Here is an 18,377-nt window from a genome sequence, read left to right on the forward strand (position 1 = left end):
ACGTTGGCCACAATCCTTGCCGATGCCCTCGGGTAGAATCGTCGGCTTCACGCGCCATTCTATCGGGCCTGGGTTGGCCCGCGGACCCCATCACATGAAACTCGCTACCCGCAAGGACGGCACCCGCGACGGCCAACTGATCGTCGTGTCGCGCGACCTGTCGAGCGCCTGCATCGCCGACGCCATCGCCCCCACGCTGCAACGCGTGCTCGACGACTGGACGTTCTATGCCCCGCAGCTCCAGACGCTCTACACCGAACTCAATCACCAGCGTGCGCGCAACGCCTTCGCGTTCGATGCGGCTGAGTGCATGGCGCCGCTGCCGCGCGCTTACCAATGGGCCGACGGCTCGGCGTATGTGAACCACGTCGAGCTGGTGCGCCGCGCGCGCGGGGCCGACATGCCGCCCGAGTTCTGGACCGATCCGCTCATGTACCAGGGCGGCAGCGACGACTTCCTTGGTCCGACGGACGATATCGTCTGTGCGTCCGAGGACTTTGGCATCGACTTCGAAGCGGAGGTCGCGGTGGTGACCTCCGATGTGCCGATGGGGGCGAGCCCGGCGCGCGCGCTCGAAGGCGTGCGTTTGCTCATGTTGGTCAACGACGTGAGCCTGCGCCATCTGATTCCCGCCGAACTGGCCAAGGGGTTCGGCTTCTTCCAGAGCAAACCGGCGAGCAGTTTCTCGCCGGTGGCCATCACGCCGGACGAGCTGGGCGATGCCTGGCGCGGCGGGCGGGTGCACCGTCCGCTCACGGTGAAGTGGAACGACCGGAAGTTCGGCGCGCCGGAGTGCGGCGAGGACATGGTGTTCGACTTCGGGCAACTCGTGGCGCACGTCTGCAAGACGCGCAACGTGCGGGCAGGCACCATCGTGGGTTCGGGCACGATTTCGAACAAGGATCGCAGTCGCGGTAGCGCATGCATCGCCGAGAAACGCATGCTCGAGACGATCGACAAGGGTGCGCCTGAGACGGCATTCATGCGCTATGGCGATCGCGTGCGCATCGAAATGTTCGACGCTCATGGCAAGACGATATTCGGCGCCATCGATCAGGCGGTCTCGCCGCTGGACGAGTAAGAAACGCTCGTTGCCGTGAGCGGAGCGGTGTCGGTAGACGCCGGGTGGGCGTGGAGGGGGATGGACCGGGGTCCCTTTCTGCAGCGAGTTGGGTTTATGTCTGAGAGGCGGAAAGGGACCCCGGTCCATCTGGAGGGCGGTGTTAAATGGGCAACAGCGCACCGGAAACGATGGGTCATTGCCTGGCACCGGGACACCTGCGTAGGGTGAACCCGGATATGGCGAGGAATTCCGGCTCCGCTATGCTTTGTCTCCTTGAGTCGGTTCGCACCCCTATCGGGTGGGCTAGCCGACCCTGACTTTCGCCAGCGCGGCGCGAGGTCTCCGTTCCGGGAGGCCCGTGCAAGAGAAAACCGAGCGCGGGCCAGACCAGACTAGACCAGGAGACTCTCCATGCGAAACCCCGTGCGCACTGCCCTGTTGGGTGCGATGTTGATGGCGTTGGCCGGCGGCGCTGCCGCTCAGGTCAAGATCGGCGTGAACATCTCGCTCACCGGCCCGGCCGCATCGCTTGGCATTCCCGAGCGCAACACGATCACCATGTTGCCGACCGAGATCGGTGGGCAGAAGGTCAACTACATCGTGCTCGACGACGCGTCAGACACCACGACCGCGGTTCAGAACACCAAGAAGCTCATCTCCGAGGATCACGTCGACGCCATCATCGGCTCGTCGATCACACCGAACACGCTCGCGATGATCGACGTGATCGCCAGCGGCACGACGCCCACGATTTCGCTGGCATCGTCGGCGCGCATCATCGAGCCGGTCGACGCCAAGCGTTACTGGATGTTCAAGACGCCGCAGACCGACGCGCAGATGGCGTCGGCCATCGCCGAGCATGCGAGCCGTCATGGCGTGAAGACGATGGCGTTCATCGGCCAGGGGGATGCCCTCGGTGAAGCGTTCTATGAGGAAGTCGCCAAGTTCGCCGGTCTGCACAAGATCAAGATGGTCGCCAGCGAGCGCTTCGCACGCACAGACCCGAGCGTGACGGGCCAGATCCTGAAGATCATGGCCACGCATCCGGATGCCGTCGTCGTGGGTGCTGCCGGCACGCCCGCAGCCCTGCCGCCGAAGGCACTGGCCGAGCGCGGTTACAAGGGCCTCGTGTACCACAATCACGGCGTGGGCAATAACGACTTCCTGCGCGTGTGCGGTAAGGATTGCAACAACACGTACCTGCCGGCGAGCCCGGTGCTGGTAGCGTCGCAACTGCCGAACGATCATCCGGCCAAGGCGGTGGCGCTCGATTACATCAAGAAGTACGAAGCCAAGTTCGGCGCCGGCACGGTGGCGGCCTTCGGCTCGTATGCATGGGATGCCGGCATCCTGCTCCAGCGCGCCATCCCGATCGCGCTGAAGACGGCCAAGCCGGGCACGCCGGAATTCCGCAAGGCGCTGCGCGACGCGCTCGAGACGAGCAAGAACATCCACGTGACGAACGGCGTGATCAACATGAGCCCGACCGATCACCTCGGCCTCGATCAGCGCGCCCGTGTGATGGTCGAGATCGAAAACGGCAAGTGGCAAATCGCGCCGTGAGCGGGGCGTGACGGTGGTGAGTTGCGCGGATCCCGCATGAACGCGAGGCGGCCGATGCCGCGCGCATCAACCCGTTGACCGTCGGCGGCGCCGGCTTTGCCTGGTGTCGCCGTGTCCCAATCCCCGCCTGTGCGGGGATATTTTTTTGGAGCGGTAAGTCATGTCGCAAGACCCGTATCAACACTACCAGTCGCTGCAGTTCAAGCGGCATCCGAATGGCGTGCTTGAACTCATCATGGGCGCCGGGGCGAACAAGAGCGGCCTGTCGACGGCCGATCATCGCATGCACCAGGAGCTGGCCGACGTGTGGCGCGACATCGATCGCGACACCGAGACGCGCGCGGTTGTCATTCGCGGCGAAGGCAAAGGGTTCTCCGGCGGCGGCGATCTGTCGCTCGTGGAAGACATGGCCGACGACTTCGCCGTGCGCGCCCGGGTGTGGCGTGAAGCGCGCGATCTCGTCTACAACGTGATCAATTGCAGCAAGCCGATCGTCTCCGCCATGCACGGTCCGGCCGTGGGGGCGGGGTTGGTCGCGGGCCTGCTGGCGGACATCTCGATTGCGGCAAAGACCGCGCGCATCATCGATGGTCATACGCGGCTGGGGGTCGCGGCGGGAGATCATGCCGCCATCGTCTGGCCGCTGCTTTGCGGCATGGCGAAGGCGAAGTACTACCTGCTGCTGTGCGAGCCGGTCACGGGCGAGGAGGCCGAGCGCATCGGGCTCGTGTCGCTCACCGTCGACGAGGCCGACCTGTTGCCGCGCGCGTTCGAAGTGGCCGACAAGCTTGCGCGCGGCTCGACCACGGCCATTCGCTGGACCAAGTACGCGCTCAACAACTGGCTGCGCAGCGCGGGGCCATCGTTCGACGCGTCGCTCGCGCTCGAATTCATGGGCTTCGCGGGACCGGACGTGCGCGAGGGCATTGCGTCGCTGCGCGAACGGCGCGCGCCGGATTATGGCGGGGATGCCCCGTTCTGACACACCACTGGCGCACGCTCGGCGTATGATCGATACCCATACGCCCCGTTGCGCGTCAATGCGCGCGGAATGGCGCTCAGGACGCGCGCGACTTGCCGGGATCACCCCGCAGGCGGCGCGTCCCCGACCGTGACTGGAGACCGTAATGAGCGATTCGACGAGTGCCATGCCCAACGGCTTCGACATTCTCACGAAGATGTGGGAAGCCTTCAGCCCGCCCGCGACATTCACCTCGCCGCTCACGCAGTTGATGCAGAGCGCGGCGCCGTTGCTCGATCCCGACGAGATCGAGAATCGGATCGCGGAGATGCGTGCGGTGGAACAGTGGCTCACGCTCAACCTGAACGTGCTGCGCTCGACGATCCAGGCCTTCGAAGTGCAACGGGCCACCTATGCGACGCTGCGCGCGTTCGGCACCGGCACCTTTGGCGCCGCGAGCGATACGCCGGCGAGCGCGTCGCCGTTCGGACAGGCGGGCGCGGCAAATTTCTGGCGCTCGCCGTTCGCCGCCGAGGAACCGGCGCAGGACGTCGAGGCGCAGGCGAGTGCGCCGCAACCCGAGCCCGAGCCAGAACCCGCGCCGGAAGCGGCCGGGGCGGCAGACGACGCCTCGGCGGCAGGCAGTGACGCGCAATCGCCGTTCGCGCAGGCGGGCAACGCCTATGGTGCGCTGGATCCGTCGCTGTGGTTCAACGCCATGCGCGCGCAGTTCGACCAGATTGCCGCAGCCGCGCAGGCCGCTGGCGTGTCGGCCGCACAGATGACGGACGCCGCCGCAGCGCAAATGTCGGAGGCCGCTGCCAAAGCGACGCAGGCCGCACCCGCAAAACCGGCACGCGCCACGAAATCGGCTGGCGCGGCGTCGACGCAGGCGTCCGGCCAGGCTTCGGCAAAGGCCGGTGCCACCAGGCGAGCCGCAGGGGCGACGAAGGCAGCAGGCAAGACCGCCGCCAAACGCGCGCCTGCCAGCAAGACGACGCCGGCGAAATCGGCGGCGGCCAAGACGGCTGCGAAGACCTCGGCAAAGGCGGCCCCCGCCGCAGGCAAGACGCCGGGAAAGCAAGCCGCGTGGAAGTGGTGATGCGGCCGCGCTAACGACTCGGGCGGTGGAGGCCGCGGCGGCAGGACAACCACAATTGCAACCACAACGTTAACCACGGCGGGAGGAGGCCCCCCATGATTTCAGGCGAACGTACCGGCCTCGTCCTGATGGGCGGTGGGGCACGCGCAGGATATCAGGTGGGCGTGCTCGCGGCGATTGCCGCGATCCAACGTGAAGTCCTGCCGTCGCGGCGCGCGATCCCGTTTCCCATTGTTTGCGGCACCTCCGCTGGCGCGATCAACGCGGCGGCACTCGCTTCGCACGCCGACGATTTCCAGCACGCGGTCAGGAAGCTCGATGCGGTGTGGCGTCAATTCCATGCCGGTCAGGTGTTCCGCGCGGACTCGCTGGGGATGGCGGGCACCGGAGCGCGCTGGCTGGCGGCGCTTTCGCTGGGCTGGGCGCTGCGTCGCTCACCGCGCTCGCTGTTCGACTGGTCGCCGCTGGGGGACATGTTGCGCAGCGCAATCCGTCTCGACCGTTTGCCCGACGTGTTCGCGTCAGGCGCGCTCGCGGCCTTGTCGGTGACGGCGCTCTCGTACTCGTCGGGCAAGCACGTCACCTTCTATCAGAGCGCCGAGCCGATCCAGGCCTGGAAGCGTTCGCTGCGTCTGGCGCGCGCGGTGCCCCTGAGCGTCGAGCATTTGCTGGCGTCGAGTGCGATCCCGTTTCTCTTTCCCGCGATCGAACTCGATCTCGACGGGCAGTCGGAGTATTTCGGTGACGGATCGATGCGCCAGATTGCACCGCTCAGTCCGCCGATCCATCTGGGCGCCACCCGCATCCTTATCATTGGCGCGGCGCACGGGCAGTACGGACTCGACAGCAGCGGCGAGCGCATCGGCGGGTACCCCAGTCTTGCGCAGATCGGCGGGCAGGCGCTCGCGAGCGTGTTCATCGATGGCCTGTCGGCGGATCTGGAGCGTCTTCAACACATCAACAACGTGCTGCGGCACGTGCCCGAAGCACAACGCGAGTCCAGTGGCTGGCGGCCCATCGAGACACTTTTGATCTCGCCAAGCCAGCGCATCGAGCCGATTGCCGCACGTCATCTGCAACAGTTGCCGCGGGCCGTCCGAACGATCCTCGGCGCGATCGGCGCAGACGAAGCGCGCGGTGCCGCCTTCGCCAGCTATCTGCTGTTCGAGTCGTCATACACGCAGGAGCTTATCGCGCTGGGTGAGGCCGACGCCTACGCGCAGCGCGACGCGATCGCCGCATGGCTCGTCGCGGAAGCCGATGGCACCAGCCCACTCAATCGTGTCGAGGCCGGGGCGGTCGGGGGCGTTGGATTGCCGGCGAATTCGACGCTATCGGCGGAGTCGTCCGCCGCCGTGGCGGATACTGGCAAGCCGGCCGCATGAGTTGTTGTCCTCACTGATCCCGCCCTATGTCGAAATCCACTGTTGCGTGTCCGTACCCGTCGACGTTCTGGCGCGATCCGGCGCTGCCGTTTCTCGAAGCGCGAGAGGTGCGCGATGGGCGTCGCGTCTGCTACGCGTTGCACAGCCATGAGACGTTTTCCATCGGCGCCGTGACGGGAGGGCGCAGTACCTATCGGAATGGCCGGGCACACGAGACGGTGGGCCGCGGCAGCGTTGTCGTGATGAACCCTGACGCGGTGCATGCTTGCAATCCCATTGACGACGAGGCGTGGGCCTATCGGATGCTGTTCGTCGACACGGCGTGGTTGCGCGAAACGCAGCGAGAACTGGGTTTCGGGCATGGACAGGATCTGCATTTGTTCGACCCGATGTCCGCTGACGATCCGGTGTTGTACCAGGGGCTTAACCGGCTCTACGACGTTTGCACCGACGCGACGCGCGACCGGCTTGAGCGCGAGAGCGTGGTGCAGCAGTTTTTCATCGACGTGCATGAGCGGTTGAACCCTGCGCCGCAACCGATGCGGGACGACTCGCACAAGCTGCGCCGCGCCGCCGACTTCATCCGTGCGCACTGCCGAGAGGCGCTGACGCTTGCGCAGATTTGCGCGGCGGCGGGCCTGTCGGCGTCTTATCTGACACGCGTCTTTCGAGAGCAATACGGACTTACGCCGCACGCCTTTCTCATGAACCAGCGGATTCAATATGCGCGGCGCCGACTGCGTCGTGGACATGCCATTGCCGAGGTGGCGCTCGATGCGGGCTTCGCGGACCAGGCGCATTTCCAACGCGCCTTCAAGCAACGCCTCGCCACGACGCCGGGGCATTACCGGGAGCCGCGCGCCGCGTGATTCGACGCCGCGAAAGCACGCGTTTCCTTAGCCAGTCGCGACAAGATACACGGCACTTCCCGCCAACAGCGCAGCCATCGCACAGTTCAGACGCCGCACGCGCCGCGCGTCGCGCATGCGATGACGCAACATCGCGCCCGCGGCGGCCCAGCATCCCACCGAGCACCAGCAAACGACAAAGTAGATCGCCGCGAATTGCCAGATGCGCGCGGGATCACCTGCCGTGTATGCGCCCATTCCGGCCAGCGCCGCGAGCCAGGCTTTCGGATTGAGCCACTGCATGACGGCGCCTTTCGATATTGTCGGGCCACGTTGCGTGTCGGCGTCGTTCAACTCGCCGTTATCGATCGCCAGTTTGTAGGCCATATAAAGCAGGAACGCTACGCCGAACCACTGAATCGCGTGCATCAGGACGGGCATCCGGTGCAGTAACTCGTGCACGCCGAAGCCGATCGCAACGAGCAACGCGACGAAGCCCACCGTCGCACCTGTCACGTGACGCAGGCTCGGTCCGAGGCCATAGCGCGCGCCCGAGCCCAGCGCCACGACATTGACCGGACCCGGCGTGATCGAAGCGGCCAGCGCGAACGCCGCCATTGAATAGAAAAGTGTCATCGGATCCCTCGATACTGAAGAAAGCGGGTGAAGCGAGGTTCCGAATGTAGGCGGCGGCGGACGCCGTGTATTGAAGAAAACTGCCCTTTGGCAAATGGCCGTGTGCCGACGTCTCAACGAAACAGTCGATGGCGTAGCCAACGCAATAAACGTCCAAAGACGGGGAGCTTGACGTAGATATCTTCAGTGGCGTCCCAATAGTCGCGCTGATAGGCCACGCGTCCGTCCACAGCGAGACGCAGGTGCGACGCGCCATGAATGACCTGTTCGTCGTCGAGCCACCGTTTGGTATGGAAATGCAGATTCCACACCAGCAGCGCCTGATTGTGTTGCAGCAGCGTGGCGGTGATTTCGATGTGAGGCACCTCGACGCGCTCGAACAGACGTGTGAGCAGGCCGGCAACTTCGGCCGCGCTGCGTACCTCGTGCAGCGGCGTCTTGAGATAAACGTTGGGCACGTAGAACTCGCCGAGATTTCCGACGCTCTGGCGGGTGAGGGTCTCGAAATAGCGCGTCAGGCGCGTGAGCGCCGCAGCATGATCGATATCCATTGGCACGCTCGCGTGGGCGCCGTGACAGCGCGATTCGATGAACCCGTCCATGCGCGGGGCGGGGCCGGTCTCACCCGTCCCGAACGCGCGTCGCCGGGATCGGCTTTCCTCAATTTACCGCGGCAACGCGTCCGTGCCCCGTGATGTTGCTGCACGCGTGGCGTCGATGAGACACGTCAGCGGCCTCTGCCGCGCGCTCGCTCAGCGCGCGTCGCTGAGCAATTCGGCGCGAAGGTCGGGGGCACTGGTGCGCGGATCCAGCCATATCGCGAAAAAAGCGCGACCGAAGGCGTCGCCCGCAATCTGGCCGATGGGTTTGCCGTCCGAGAAGAAGCGTGTGCCGTCGCCGGGTCGGAAGACGCCGGTCAAGTGTTGTCCCGCCGTGACGTCAGGCAGGATGCGCGCCAGCGCCTCGGCCCAGTGCTGGCGTTGCGTGTCGGTCGCCACTTGGAGCTTGGTCATCTCGATCAGGCTTCGCTGCACCAGCGTGTGCGACGTGAAACTGCGCGCGTAACGCAGATCCAGCACCAGGGGGTGTGTACTCCAGTTGGCGCTGACGCGCTCGGCGCCGGAGAAGAGTTCCGCGTCGTAAAGATGAAAGCCCAGGCGTGTAAAGGAGCCGTGGCCGACCAGATGGGCGGCGGGGATTTCCTGCGACGCCAGTTGCCCCGCGTCGAACGCCAGGGCGCCGGGGGCCATTGCCACCGTCGCCAGAAAGCAGACGGTGCGTAGCCATTTGGCAAGTTCGGGACGAGTTGCCATGCTCGGCTCCTTATCAGGCAAGGATTCAGTCGAGTTGGTAGGCCCGTTGGCAGCACATGGCTCGTTCTGCCGATGCGCCGGCCGATACAACATGTTGCGTATTTGCGACTGAGAACTATCCTCAAAGCGCGGCGCAAAGAAAGAAACCGATTGCGGCGGCAGGGATGGGTTCGGGAACCCGGTCACCCGTACGGAACGATTGATTTCAGCGTAGACCATCGGACGCCCCTCGCGCAGGTCCGTGGCACAAGGGCAAACCCTGATGCGCTGCCCTGATAGCCGCATTCGCGGGCCCGGATGTCCATGACGGCCAACCGGTTGGCAGCGCACCGGCGCTTGCCGCCGATGGCGGTTCGCAAAGCTTGCCGCTCGTCGAGCTTAGGCGCTTTACATGACAATTTGACCGCCGTCAAAATTACGACGCATTACCGTCACATGAGGGGCGACGTTGGCGGCTTTAAACGGCTTTTATGTTATGATTCAAGAGTTTGCCCATATTTTAGTAGGCTCGCTCTAAGCCATATCGCCAGGATGCGGCCAGATTACAGGCGTTAATTCGTCGTCCTTCAGCGACGGCAGGGTTCAAGACGTGAAGTCGGACGGCGGGGGCCGCCCACGACGCGCTCACCGTTTTGTCTGTCGAAATTCGGCGTAAACTTTCACAATACTATCTTGAGTCCTGGTGTAAGGTCTCGCGACCTTGGGGGTAATTGAAATGAACGAAATGCTGTATCCCGAACTGTACAAGTCGTTGGAGGCAGTGCGTTGGAACATGGAGAAGGACATTCCTTGGGACAAGTTCGACGCAAGCCAGCTCTCCGACGATCAGGCGCGCACCATCAAGATGAATGCCATCACGGAATGGGCGGCCCTGCCGGCCACCGAAATGTTCTTGCGCGACAACCGTGACGACAGCGACTTCTCCGCGTTCATGAGTGTGTGGTTCTTCGAGGAGCAGAAGCACTCGCTGGTGCTCATGGAATACCTGCGCCGTTTCCGCCCGGATCTCGTGCCGACCGAAGCGGAACTGCACGCCGTGCGCTTCCCGTTCGATCCGGCCCCGCCGCTCGAGACGCTGATGCTGCACTTCTGCGGCGAAATCCGCCTGAATCACTGGTATCGCCGTGCGGCCGAATGGCACACCGAGCCGGTCATCAAGGCCATCTACGAAATCATCTCGCGCGACGAAGCGCGTCATGGCGGTGCTTACCTGCGCTATATGAAGAAGGCGCTGACGAGCTTCGGTGATAACGCGCGTGCCGCGTTCGCGAAGATCGGCGTGCTGATGGCGTCCGCGCGTCGCACTGAAAAGCCACTGCACCCGACCAACCTGCACGTGAACAAGGACCTGTTCCCGAACGACACGGTGCAATCGCGTTTGCCGGAACCGGAGTGGCTCGAACACTGGCTCGACGAGCAAATCAAGTTCGACGACAGTTGGGAGAAGAAGGTCGTCGAGCGCATTCTGCACAACATGTCGCTGCTGTTCGAACACACGTTCGCGACGGCGCAGGACCTGAACCGCTACCGCAAGGAAATCACCAGCCGTCTGGCGGCGGTGGCGGCACCGGCCGTTGCCACGGCATCGTAATCGCGCGATCGGCACCGACGGGTTTGACAGGAAAGGGGCTTCGGCCCCTTTTTTGTCGCCACTCACGCGGCGTGGGACAATAACGCGTCCACTTCGATCGATCGTCATGTCCTCTTCCCAAGTCATTCCTCCGGCCGGTTTCGAGGCCAAGATTCTCTCGCGCGAGACCCTCGCGGCGCTGGCGCCGACGCTGCCACGACCGCTGGTGTTCACGAACGGCGTGTTCGACATCCTGCATCGCGGCCATGTGACCTATCTTGCGCAGGCACGCGCACTTGGGGCGTGCCTCATCGTCGGCGTGAACAGCGACGCGTCGGTGCGCACGCTCGGCAAAGGCGACGACCGGCCGATCAACAACGAAAACGACCGCGCGGCACTGCTCGCGGCGTTGCAAAGCGTCGACTATGTCGTGACGTTCGGCGAATCGACGCCTGAGGCACTGATTGCCGCCGTGCGTCCCGACATCCTCGTCAAAGGCGGCGACTACGAGATGGACAAGCTGCCGGAATCTGCGCTCGTGCGTGGCTGGGGCGGCAAGGCATTGGCCATTCCGTTCGAACATCAGCGCTCGACGACGTCGCTGCTCAAGAAAGTGCGTGCCCAATCATGAACCTGGCCCCGCTCGTTGAAGTCACGCGCGGCGCCATGGGCGTCGACACCGTCGAGTGTGTGCATTACGGCGCGGTGGCCGTGGTCGATGCGCAAGGGCGCCTGCGCTACGCCGCCGGCGATCCGTCGTTTCTGACGTTTTCGCGCTCCACGCTCAAGCCGTTTCAGGCGCTGCCGTTTGTCGAGGGCGACGGCGTTGCGCATTTCGGGCTGACACAACCGGAGCTGGCGCTGCTGTGTGCGAGCCACTCCGGCGAGACGTTCCACGTCGAGGGCGTGAGAAGCCTGCTGAGCAAAGCGGGTTGCGATGAACATCATTTGCAGTGCGGCTGCCACACGCCGACGTTTTATTCCGCCACCGGGAAGCGCGCGCCGGCGGATCTGAAGCCGACGGCACTGCATCACAATTGTTCGGGCAAGCACGCGGGTTTCCTCGCGTATTGTGTGCAACATGGCCTACCGCTGGAGACCTATCTGGATCCTGGCCATCCGCTACAACAGGCGATTCGCGCGCGCGTCGGCGACGTCGTCGGCCTGACGGGCGACGCGCTGGCGTTGGGCATTGACGGATGCTCGGCGCCGAACTACGCGTTGCCACTCGACAAGCTCGCTGCCGCATACGCCCGGCTCGCTGCGAGCGACGATGCCGCCCTCTCGACCTTGTTCGCCGCCATGACGCAGCAGCCGGAAATGGTGTCCGGCACGGCGCGCAACGATCTGGCGTTCATGCGCATGGCGCCCGGGGACTGGGTGGCCAAGATCGGCGCCGATGGCGTGCAGACGATCGGCATTCGCTCCGCAGGCCTGGGCATTGCGATCAAAGTCGTCGATGGCAATATGCGTGCGCTGTATACCGCGGCGGTGGCCGTCCTCAAGGCGTTGGGGTTGGTCGAGTCGCCGGAGACGACCGGCCTGGCGCCGTGGGTGTCGCCCGCCATCAGAAATGCGCGGGGCATCCACACCGGGGTGGTGCGCTCCGTGGTGGCGTTGAAGCGCGTCGGCTGAATCGGTTGAGCGCGACGCAGACCCGTTCAGCGCGGCGCGACCGGATCCAGTCCGACCCAATTCGACCCAACCGGAGTTAACCGTTACCCCGGCGCGCTACCGGCCGGCGCGGGGCAACTCCGCACCCACCGCGCAGACCACTGCTGTGTCACAACGCCGCGAATCTGGGCGGCGGCATTCGCGTTGATGCCGGCGATCCGGTAGACGATCCGGCTCTTTGCATTGGGCCTTTCGTTCAATTGCGGCGTGATGCCCCGCTTCTGCGCGGTGGCCATCAGGCGCACCGCACGCGCCTCGTCGTTGAACAGCCCGAGTGAGACGACGAGCGTCGAGCCATCGCCGTTGAGCAGGAAATACTCCGTCACCCCTGCCGCGCGCAACCGCGCAACTTGTTTGTCGGCAGCCGCTTTGTTGGGCACCGGTTCGAGATGTACCCAGTACTGCTTGTCGAGCGCCACGGATTGAATGTCACCTTGCCCTGCGGGCAATGCCGCGAGCAACAGGCCGCGCGCTTGTTGAGCGTCGCTGGCGGTGAACGGGCCGACATCCAGGCAGAGGGACGCGACGGTCGCGGCGGCCTGCGAGGCTGCCGCATCGCCCGATACCGCGTTCGGTGTCGCGGTGGCGGCCGCCTGGTTTGCGGCCAGGGTCGTCAACGCCAATGCGGACGGCGCGGATGAGGAAGACAATGCGGACGTTCCGGACACCCCGGGGGAAGCCTCAACGCGCGAGGCTTGCGCATCGCGAACCCCGCCCGAGGCGGGGGTGGTGTCGGAAGCGGCGGCCGCAGGCGACTGACCGCTGATCGCTGCCCCCGTCAATCGAATGCGTTCCGGCTCGAGTTGCTTCTCGATGCGCGCCGGTTCGCGGCCGGTTGCCGGCAGCACATCGCGCCATTTCAGCCAGCCGAACTGAACGGCGGCGAGTGCTGCGTTCGCCGTGAGGAACATGACAAGCAACAGCGCACGCAGCATCTCACGCACCCCCTGCGGAATGGTCGGCATCGTGCGGTGCGGATACCGAAATATCGGTCATGCGGGGGACGGTTGCGCCGGACTCGGCGGCACGAAGCGCCACCTCGTATAAACCGGTCGGTACCAGTTGATCGTGTTCGGTGAAGGGCAGGGTCAGGGTGTGCGCAAGCGCCTGGCGCGCGCCACCCGCGAGCACGCAACGGACGGGCGCGCCGAGTTGCGACTGCAATTGTGCGTGACTGCGCTCTACGAGACCGGCCTGTGCCGCGGCGCACCCGCGCAGGATGGCATCGGAGGTACTGCGCGCGAACGCCTGCCCGCCGGGGGGCAGGGTGGCGTCGAGCGTTGGTAATTGCGCGGTGCCTTGGGCCAGCGACTGGAGCATCAGCGCAGGCCCCGGGGCGATCAGTCCGCCAAGGTAATCGCCATCTGCATGCAAGGCTTCTACGGTGGTGGCCGTGCCCAACGTGACGATCAGCAGATGTTCGCCGGGCCATGCCGCGTGTGCGCCGATCAGGCTTGCCCAACGGTCGCCGCCGAGCTGGGTGGGGACGTGATAGCCGTTGCGTACGCCCGCCCGCGATCCGCTCGCGCGCAAGACTTGCAGCCAATCGACCGATGCCGCGCCCCACAGCGTTTGCAGTGTCAGGCGCACGGCTTGCTCTGCGGCGTCGCCCGCGACATTCGCGAGCCAGACCCCCGCCGGTGCCGGGCAGAGGAAGCCGTCGTTCTGTCCGCCCTGTCCGATGGCGAGCGGTGCCATGTTCGGCGCAAAGTGCGCCTCGCTGCCCGAGCCCGAGGCCAGCGCAGCCCAACCCGCGCGAATTTGCGTGGCGAGTGTCCGCCATTCGGCGTGATCGACCGCACCGCTGGCAAGAAACGAGGGCAATGCCGCGCGCCAGTTCTCAGGGCGTGCGGCCGGCGCAAGCGCCCATTTGATTCGGCTATTGCCGGCATCGACGAGCAGCCACGGCGCGCGGTCAGCGCTCGCGAGGCGCGTGTTTGCGGATGTCGTCGCCGTCGTTGCGGCGTCTGCCGGTCGCGGCGGCGGTGCCTGTCGGGTGGCGGTCATCAATGCCCCCCTTCGGTGCCAGGCGTCGCGGACGCATCGAGCAATCGCACGGACACGTCGCCGCTGGCGACAGTGCGTTCGCCGTCCCGGGTTGCAACGCGCAGGCATCCTTGCGAATCGACACCGAGTGCCACTCCCCGCCACAGATCGCGACCATTTTCGATGATGCGAATCGGCGCACCGCCATACGCGTGCATGGCTTCCCAGTCGTCGCGGAACACGCCGAAACGATGCTCGGCAAAGCGATTCAGCATGGCGGCGAGACGCTGGACCAATGCGATCAGCACCGACGACATATCCGGATCCGCCAACACCGATTCGAGCGCCGCGGGCGGCGTGGCCGGCACGGCGGCGGATGACGTCACGCTGCCGCCCGCGGACGTCGCGTTGTCGATGCGCGCGGCGACATCTGCGGCTCGCCGAAGATTAACGCCGATGCCGATCACGACGCCGATGCGCCCGGGACCCGCCGGGATCGTCTCGATCAGGATTCCGGCGAGCTTGCCGCCGCGCAGCAGCACATCGTTGGGCCATTTGAGGCCGAGCGCGTGCGGCGTCGACAACGGCAGATCCGAGAGTCCTTCCACCACCGCGACGCCTGTCGCCAGCGACAATCCGGCCAGTTCGGCCGGTCCGCCTGGCATCACATAGGCGAGCGAGAACGTCAGGCTGTCGCCCGGCACGCTCTGCCAGGCCCGGCCGCGTTGCCCGCGTCCGCCCGTCTGGCGCATCGCCGCGCGCACCATGGGCGCGCACGACGTGTCCTGACGAAGGCGGGCCAGCAGATCGAGGTTCGTGGAGCCGGTGGCCTCGACAATGTCCGCCTGCCAGCCGGGGCAGGTGGCGGCCAGAATCGAGCGAATCCGGTTGCCATCCAACTGGCGGGACGCCGTGTCGTGCGACGGCTGGCCACCCGCTTCGGCAGGGCGTTCGGGCGATGCCGCCGCCGTGGCGGCGGGGGTGTCGATCGGTGAGGAGGGGGCGGCGTTATTCATGGCTGCTATTGTAGCGGCGAGGCTGGCGCCGCGCCGGTCTGCGCTGCATCCATTGCCGCTTTTCGGTATTGTCCGAGTCCCAAATGAGCAGGTTCCGCGGCGTTTTCAGTTGGCGCCGGGTTGCCATCGACCGGTCGCCCCTGTACCGTACAATGACCGCGTTTTGCCGGATTTCAGCGGGTTGATAGCCAGGAGATCGTCTGTTTTGAACCTCGATGCCGTGCCCACTCTCGAGCTCACCACCTCGGCACAAGGCCCGGTGGTCATGCTTCGCGGCCTGTGGACAGCGCTGGCACTCTCGCAGCGCAAGAAAATGCTGCTGCGCCTGGTGGATGCGCTGCCGCAGGGCGATCTGGCGTGGGATCTGACCAGCATCGAGCGGCTCGACCATGTCGGCGCGCAGGCGCTGTGGCGCTATTGGCAACGCCGGTTTCCGGAGCGCATCGCGCTCACGCCGACACAGCGCGCGCTCTTCGATCACCTCGCCGAATTCGACCGCTCGCGGCAGAGCCCGGCGCCTACGCGCCGCCTCGATCCGATCAGCCGGTTGGGGACATCGCTCTTCACGCTGGGCGATCATCTGCGTGATGGCATCACCATGTTCGGACGCTTCGTGATCGATCTCGGCCGGGTCATTCGCCATCCGGTGCGTGCGCCGTGGCTGGAAATGTCCGCGAATATCTACAGCGCGGGGGCCAAGGCGCTCGGCATCACCGCTCTCGTCGCCTTCCTGATCGGCATCGTGCTGTCCTATCTGTCGGCCCAGCAACTCAAGCTGTATGGGGCGAGCACGTTCATCGTCAACATCCTCGGACTCGCGGTGATCCGAGAGCTCGGCCCGGTGCTTTCTGCCATTCTCGTGGCAGGGCGCTCGGGATCGGCCATCACCGCCCAACTCGGCGTGATGCGCGTGACCGAGGAACTCGATGCCATGCGCGTGATGGACATCCCGCATGGGCTGCGGCTCGTGCTGCCAAAGGTCATTGCACTGGCCATCGCCATGCCGCTGCTCGTGATGTGGACGAACATGATCGCCTTGCTCGGCGGCGCGCTCGCGGCGAAGTACGAACTTGGCATCGGACTGCGCTACTTCTTCACGACGCTGCCCAATGCGGTGCCCATTGCCAATCTGTGGATCGGCCTGGGAAAAGGGGGGGTCTTCGGCATGCTGATTGCGCTTGTGGCTTGCCATTTCGGCATGCGCGTGAAGCCGAACACCCAAAGTCTCGGGGAAGGCACGACACAGTCCGTGGTGACGTCGATTACCGTCGTCATCCTGGCCGATGCCATCTTCGCGATCCTGTTCCGCAACGTGGGGATCGGCTGATGCCCAAATTCCCCGTGCCCGATCGGTCAAAGGTGCCTGCCACCTCAGCCGTTCCGGATGTACCCGCACCAGGATCGGTGCCGGTGACGGCGGCCGTGTCGGCTTATGGTGGCGATGTGATATCCGGCGCAGCTGCGAGTTGCCCTCCCGTTTCGTCAAGCCTGGCGAGCGACGCGGAACCGGTGATCGAAGTGCGTGATCTCACCAAGCGCTATGGTTCACACACGATTCACGAGCATCTGGACCTGACGGTGTGGCAAAGCGAGATCATCGCGCTCGTCGGCGGCTCGGGCTCGGGCAAGACCACGCTGATTCGGCAGATCATCGGGCTGGAATCGCCCACCAACGGTCACATCAGCGTCTTCGGCCACGACATCACGACGATCGACCGGCGCACCTTGCACTTGCTGCGCCGCCGCTCGGGCATGCTGTTCCAGCGCGGCGCGCTGTTCTCCGCGATGACGGTGTTCGACAACATTGCGCAGCCGCTGCGAGAACTGCACACGCTGTCGGAAGATCTGATTCGCGATGTGGTGATGTACAAGCTCGAGATGGTGGGGCTGTCTGGGCGCATGGCCAACCGCATGCCGTCGGAGTTGTCGGGCGGGATGATCAAGCGTGTGGGGATCGCGCGGGCCATTGCGCTGGAGCCGGAACTGTTGTTTCTCGACGAGCCCACGGCCGGGCTCGACCCGCAGGCGTCCGATGAATTCGTGGACATGATTCGCGGCCTGCACCGCTCGCTGGGCCTGACGGTGGTGATGGTCACGCACGATCTGGACACGGTGATGATGCTCGCCACGCGGGTGGCAGTGCTCGCCGATCGCAAGGTGCTCATCAATGCACCGGTGGAAGACGTGGTGCGTGTCGATCATCCGTTCATCCGCAGCTTCTTCCTCGGTGAGCGTGGCAGACGTGCGTTGCGGGCGTTGCCTGCGGCGCGGCGCGCCAGGATTTTGGAGTTACTCGACGATGGAAAATAAATCGCACGCTTTCATGGCGGGCCTCTTCACGCTGGCGTTGCTCGCCGCAGTGGCCGCGTCGGTGTATTGGTTCAATCGCGACAATCGCGTAAGCCTGCCCTACGATCTGGTCGCGCACACCAATGTGACCGGGCTCAATCCGGAGTCCGCCGTGCGGTATCGCGGGCTGGCAGTCGGGAAGGTCGAGTCGATCAAGTTCGACCCCCGCATGCCGGGCCAGATCCTGATCCGCATTCTCGTGAACGAGGGCACGCCGATGACCCGGTCGACGTTCGCCACGTTGAGCTATCAGGGGGTGACGGGGTTGGCCTTCGTGCAACTGGACGACGACGGGCACGACCGAACGTTGCTGCCGTCGTCCGAGAAGCACGTCGCACAATTGCGACTGCGCCCGAGTTTTGTGGACGAACTGCAGCGGCGCGGCAACAACCTGGTGCATCAGCTCGAAGAGGCGACGTCCTCGGTCAACGCGATGCTGTCGCCCGACAACCGGCAGGCCATGCTCGATTCGATCAACAGCGTGAAGACGGCGGCGCAAAGCGTGAATCGCGTGGCGCAGCAGCTCGAGCCCGCCACCGCGCAGTTGCCGGACACCCTGCGCGAACTCACCGGCACGCTCGCCGGGGCGCATCGTCTGACCAATCAATTGACCGATCCTCAGGGACCGCTCGTGCGCAACCTGGATAGCGTGGGGCGTGCGGCCGATCAGGCCGCGTCGAGTCTGGCGGCGTTCCAGGGAACCATGGAGACGTTCGAGGGCGCGTTGCAACAGGAAGCACTGCCGCGCCTGAACACGCTCTCGGACGATCTGCGCTTTACGACGCAAGCGGTCGGTCAGGCGGCCGAGACGATCAATCGCAATCCGCGCGCGCTGCTCTTCGGCACGTCCCCGCCGCCACCCGGTCCGGGGGAAGCGGGCTTTTCCTGGCCCGGCGGAGGGCATCAATAAT

At 65.2% G+C, this 18,377-nt stretch carries 18 protein-coding genes; 12 read left to right on the top strand and 6 right to left on the bottom strand.

The features are described 5' to 3' along the window. Positions 1 to 94: 94 nt before the first annotated feature. The 6 genes from PTE31013_RS02370 (at position 95) to PTE31013_RS02395 (ending at position 6,943) form a co-directional block, all read left to right on the top strand. Positions 95 to 1,081: a fumarylacetoacetate hydrolase family protein gene (locus tag PTE31013_RS02370; RefSeq protein WP_150611212.1), complete on the top strand. Its 987-nt coding sequence runs from the start codon at positions 95 to 97 to the stop codon at positions 1,079 to 1,081. A gap of 393 nt (positions 1,082 to 1,474) precedes the next feature. Continuing rightward, the gene (locus PTE31013_RS02375; RefSeq protein WP_150611213.1) at positions 1,475 to 2,626 is read left to right on the top strand and encodes an ABC transporter substrate-binding protein; all 1,152 of its coding nucleotides are present in this window, start codon (positions 1,475 to 1,477) and stop codon (positions 2,624 to 2,626) included. A gap of 160 nt (positions 2,627 to 2,786) precedes the next feature. After that, entirely contained in the window at positions 2,787 to 3,608 is an 822-nt protein-coding gene (locus tag PTE31013_RS02380; RefSeq protein ID WP_130024702.1) for an enoyl-CoA hydratase/isomerase family protein, read from the top strand. A 145-nt stretch (positions 3,609 to 3,753) separates the two neighbouring features. Further along, positions 3,754 to 4,689, top strand: coding sequence for a PhaM family polyhydroxyalkanoate granule multifunctional regulatory protein (locus PTE31013_RS02385; protein WP_150611214.1), 936 nt, complete (start codon positions 3,754 to 3,756; stop codon positions 4,687 to 4,689). Positions 4,690 to 4,784: 95 nt separating this feature from the next. Next, complete coding sequence (locus tag PTE31013_RS02390; protein WP_150611215.1) at positions 4,785 to 6,074, top strand: patatin-like phospholipase family protein; 1,290 nt, start codon at positions 4,785 to 4,787, stop codon at positions 6,072 to 6,074. Positions 6,075 to 6,100: 26 nt separating this feature from the next. Further along, positions 6,101 to 6,943 carry an AraC family transcriptional regulator gene (locus tag PTE31013_RS02395; RefSeq protein WP_150611216.1) on the top strand — a complete coding sequence of 281 codons (843 nt, stop codon included), beginning with the start codon at positions 6,101 to 6,103 and terminating at the stop codon, positions 6,941 to 6,943. 27 nt (positions 6,944 to 6,970) lie between these two features. On the opposite strand, the gene PTE31013_RS02400 is transcribed toward PTE31013_RS02395, so the two are convergent. The 3 genes from PTE31013_RS02400 to PTE31013_RS02410 form a co-directional block, all read right to left on the bottom strand. Beyond that, positions 6,971 to 7,558, bottom strand: coding sequence for a LysE family translocator (locus PTE31013_RS02400; RefSeq protein WP_150611217.1), 588 nt, complete (start codon positions 7,556 to 7,558; stop codon positions 6,971 to 6,973). A 113-nt stretch (positions 7,559 to 7,671) separates the two neighbouring features. Further along, positions 7,672 to 8,109, bottom strand: coding sequence for a nuclear transport factor 2 family protein (locus PTE31013_RS02405; protein WP_174978402.1), 438 nt, complete (start codon positions 8,107 to 8,109; stop codon positions 7,672 to 7,674). Positions 8,110 to 8,310: 201 nt separating this feature from the next. Next, positions 8,311 to 8,871: a chalcone isomerase family protein gene (locus PTE31013_RS02410; RefSeq protein WP_174978403.1), complete on the bottom strand. Its 561-nt coding sequence runs from the start codon at positions 8,869 to 8,871 to the stop codon at positions 8,311 to 8,313. Positions 8,872 to 9,595: 724 nt separating this feature from the next. On the opposite strand from PTE31013_RS02410, the gene PTE31013_RS02415 reads away from it, so the two are divergent. The 3 genes from PTE31013_RS02415 to PTE31013_RS02425 all read left to right on the top strand — a co-directional run bounded on the left by PTE31013_RS02415 (position 9,596) and on the right by PTE31013_RS02425 (position 12,076). Then, on the top strand, positions 9,596 to 10,462 hold the full coding sequence (locus PTE31013_RS02415; protein ID WP_026131919.1) for a ferritin family protein: 867 nt from the start codon (positions 9,596 to 9,598) through the stop codon (positions 10,460 to 10,462). A gap of 106 nt (positions 10,463 to 10,568) precedes the next feature. Continuing rightward, entirely contained in the window at positions 10,569 to 11,072 is a 504-nt protein-coding gene (rfaE2, locus tag PTE31013_RS02420) for a D-glycero-beta-D-manno-heptose 1-phosphate adenylyltransferase (RefSeq protein ID WP_150611220.1), read from the top strand. Continuing rightward, positions 11,069 to 12,076, top strand: a complete 1,008-nt coding sequence (locus PTE31013_RS02425) for an asparaginase (protein ID WP_150611221.1) — start codon at positions 11,069 to 11,071, stop codon at positions 12,074 to 12,076. The genes rfaE2 and PTE31013_RS02425 overlap by 4 nt, the downstream gene beginning before the upstream one ends. Positions 12,077 to 12,159: 83 nt before the next feature. On the opposite strand, the gene PTE31013_RS02430 is transcribed toward PTE31013_RS02425, so the two are convergent. From PTE31013_RS02430 to PTE31013_RS02440, 3 genes are read right to left on the bottom strand one after another with little or no spacing between them, the layout of a single operon-like run. Then, positions 12,160 to 13,080 carry an SPOR domain-containing protein gene (locus tag PTE31013_RS02430; RefSeq protein WP_150611222.1) on the bottom strand — a complete coding sequence of 307 codons (921 nt, stop codon included), beginning with the start codon at positions 13,078 to 13,080 and terminating at the stop codon, positions 12,160 to 12,162. Next, on the bottom strand, positions 13,052 to 14,122 hold the full coding sequence (locus tag PTE31013_RS02435; RefSeq protein WP_150611223.1) for a type III pantothenate kinase: 1,071 nt from the start codon (positions 14,120 to 14,122) through the stop codon (positions 13,052 to 13,054). The genes PTE31013_RS02430 and PTE31013_RS02435 overlap by 29 nt, the downstream gene beginning before the upstream one ends. Beyond that, positions 14,122 to 15,117 (bottom strand): biotin--[acetyl-CoA-carboxylase] ligase, encoded by a 996-nt coding sequence (locus PTE31013_RS02440; protein WP_150611224.1) that lies wholly within the window; start codon positions 15,115 to 15,117, stop codon positions 14,122 to 14,124. The genes PTE31013_RS02435 and PTE31013_RS02440 overlap by 1 nt, the downstream gene beginning before the upstream one ends. A 205-nt stretch (positions 15,118 to 15,322) precedes the next feature. On the opposite strand from PTE31013_RS02440, the gene PTE31013_RS02445 reads away from it, so the two are divergent. The 3 genes from PTE31013_RS02445 to PTE31013_RS02455 are packed head-to-tail and all read left to right on the top strand — an operon-like array spanning position 15,323 to position 18,376. Beyond that, positions 15,323 to 16,444 (top strand): MlaE family ABC transporter permease, encoded by a 1,122-nt coding sequence (locus tag PTE31013_RS02445; protein ID WP_150611225.1) that lies wholly within the window; start codon positions 15,323 to 15,325, stop codon positions 16,442 to 16,444. Then, positions 16,444 to 17,427, top strand: a complete 984-nt coding sequence (locus PTE31013_RS02450) for an ABC transporter ATP-binding protein (protein WP_150611226.1) — start codon at positions 16,444 to 16,446, stop codon at positions 17,425 to 17,427. The genes PTE31013_RS02445 and PTE31013_RS02450 overlap by 1 nt, the downstream gene beginning before the upstream one ends. Then, a complete protein-coding gene (locus PTE31013_RS02455) occupies positions 17,417 to 18,376 on the top strand; it encodes an MlaD family protein (RefSeq protein ID WP_150611227.1) in 960 nt (319 codons plus the stop codon). The genes PTE31013_RS02450 and PTE31013_RS02455 overlap by 11 nt, the downstream gene beginning before the upstream one ends. The last annotated feature ends 1 nt before the right edge of the window (position 18,377 follow it).

It is taken from the genome of Pandoraea terrigena (genome assembly GCF_902459705.1).
GTDB lineage: Bacteria > Pseudomonadota > Gammaproteobacteria > Burkholderiales > Burkholderiaceae > Pandoraea > Pandoraea terrigena.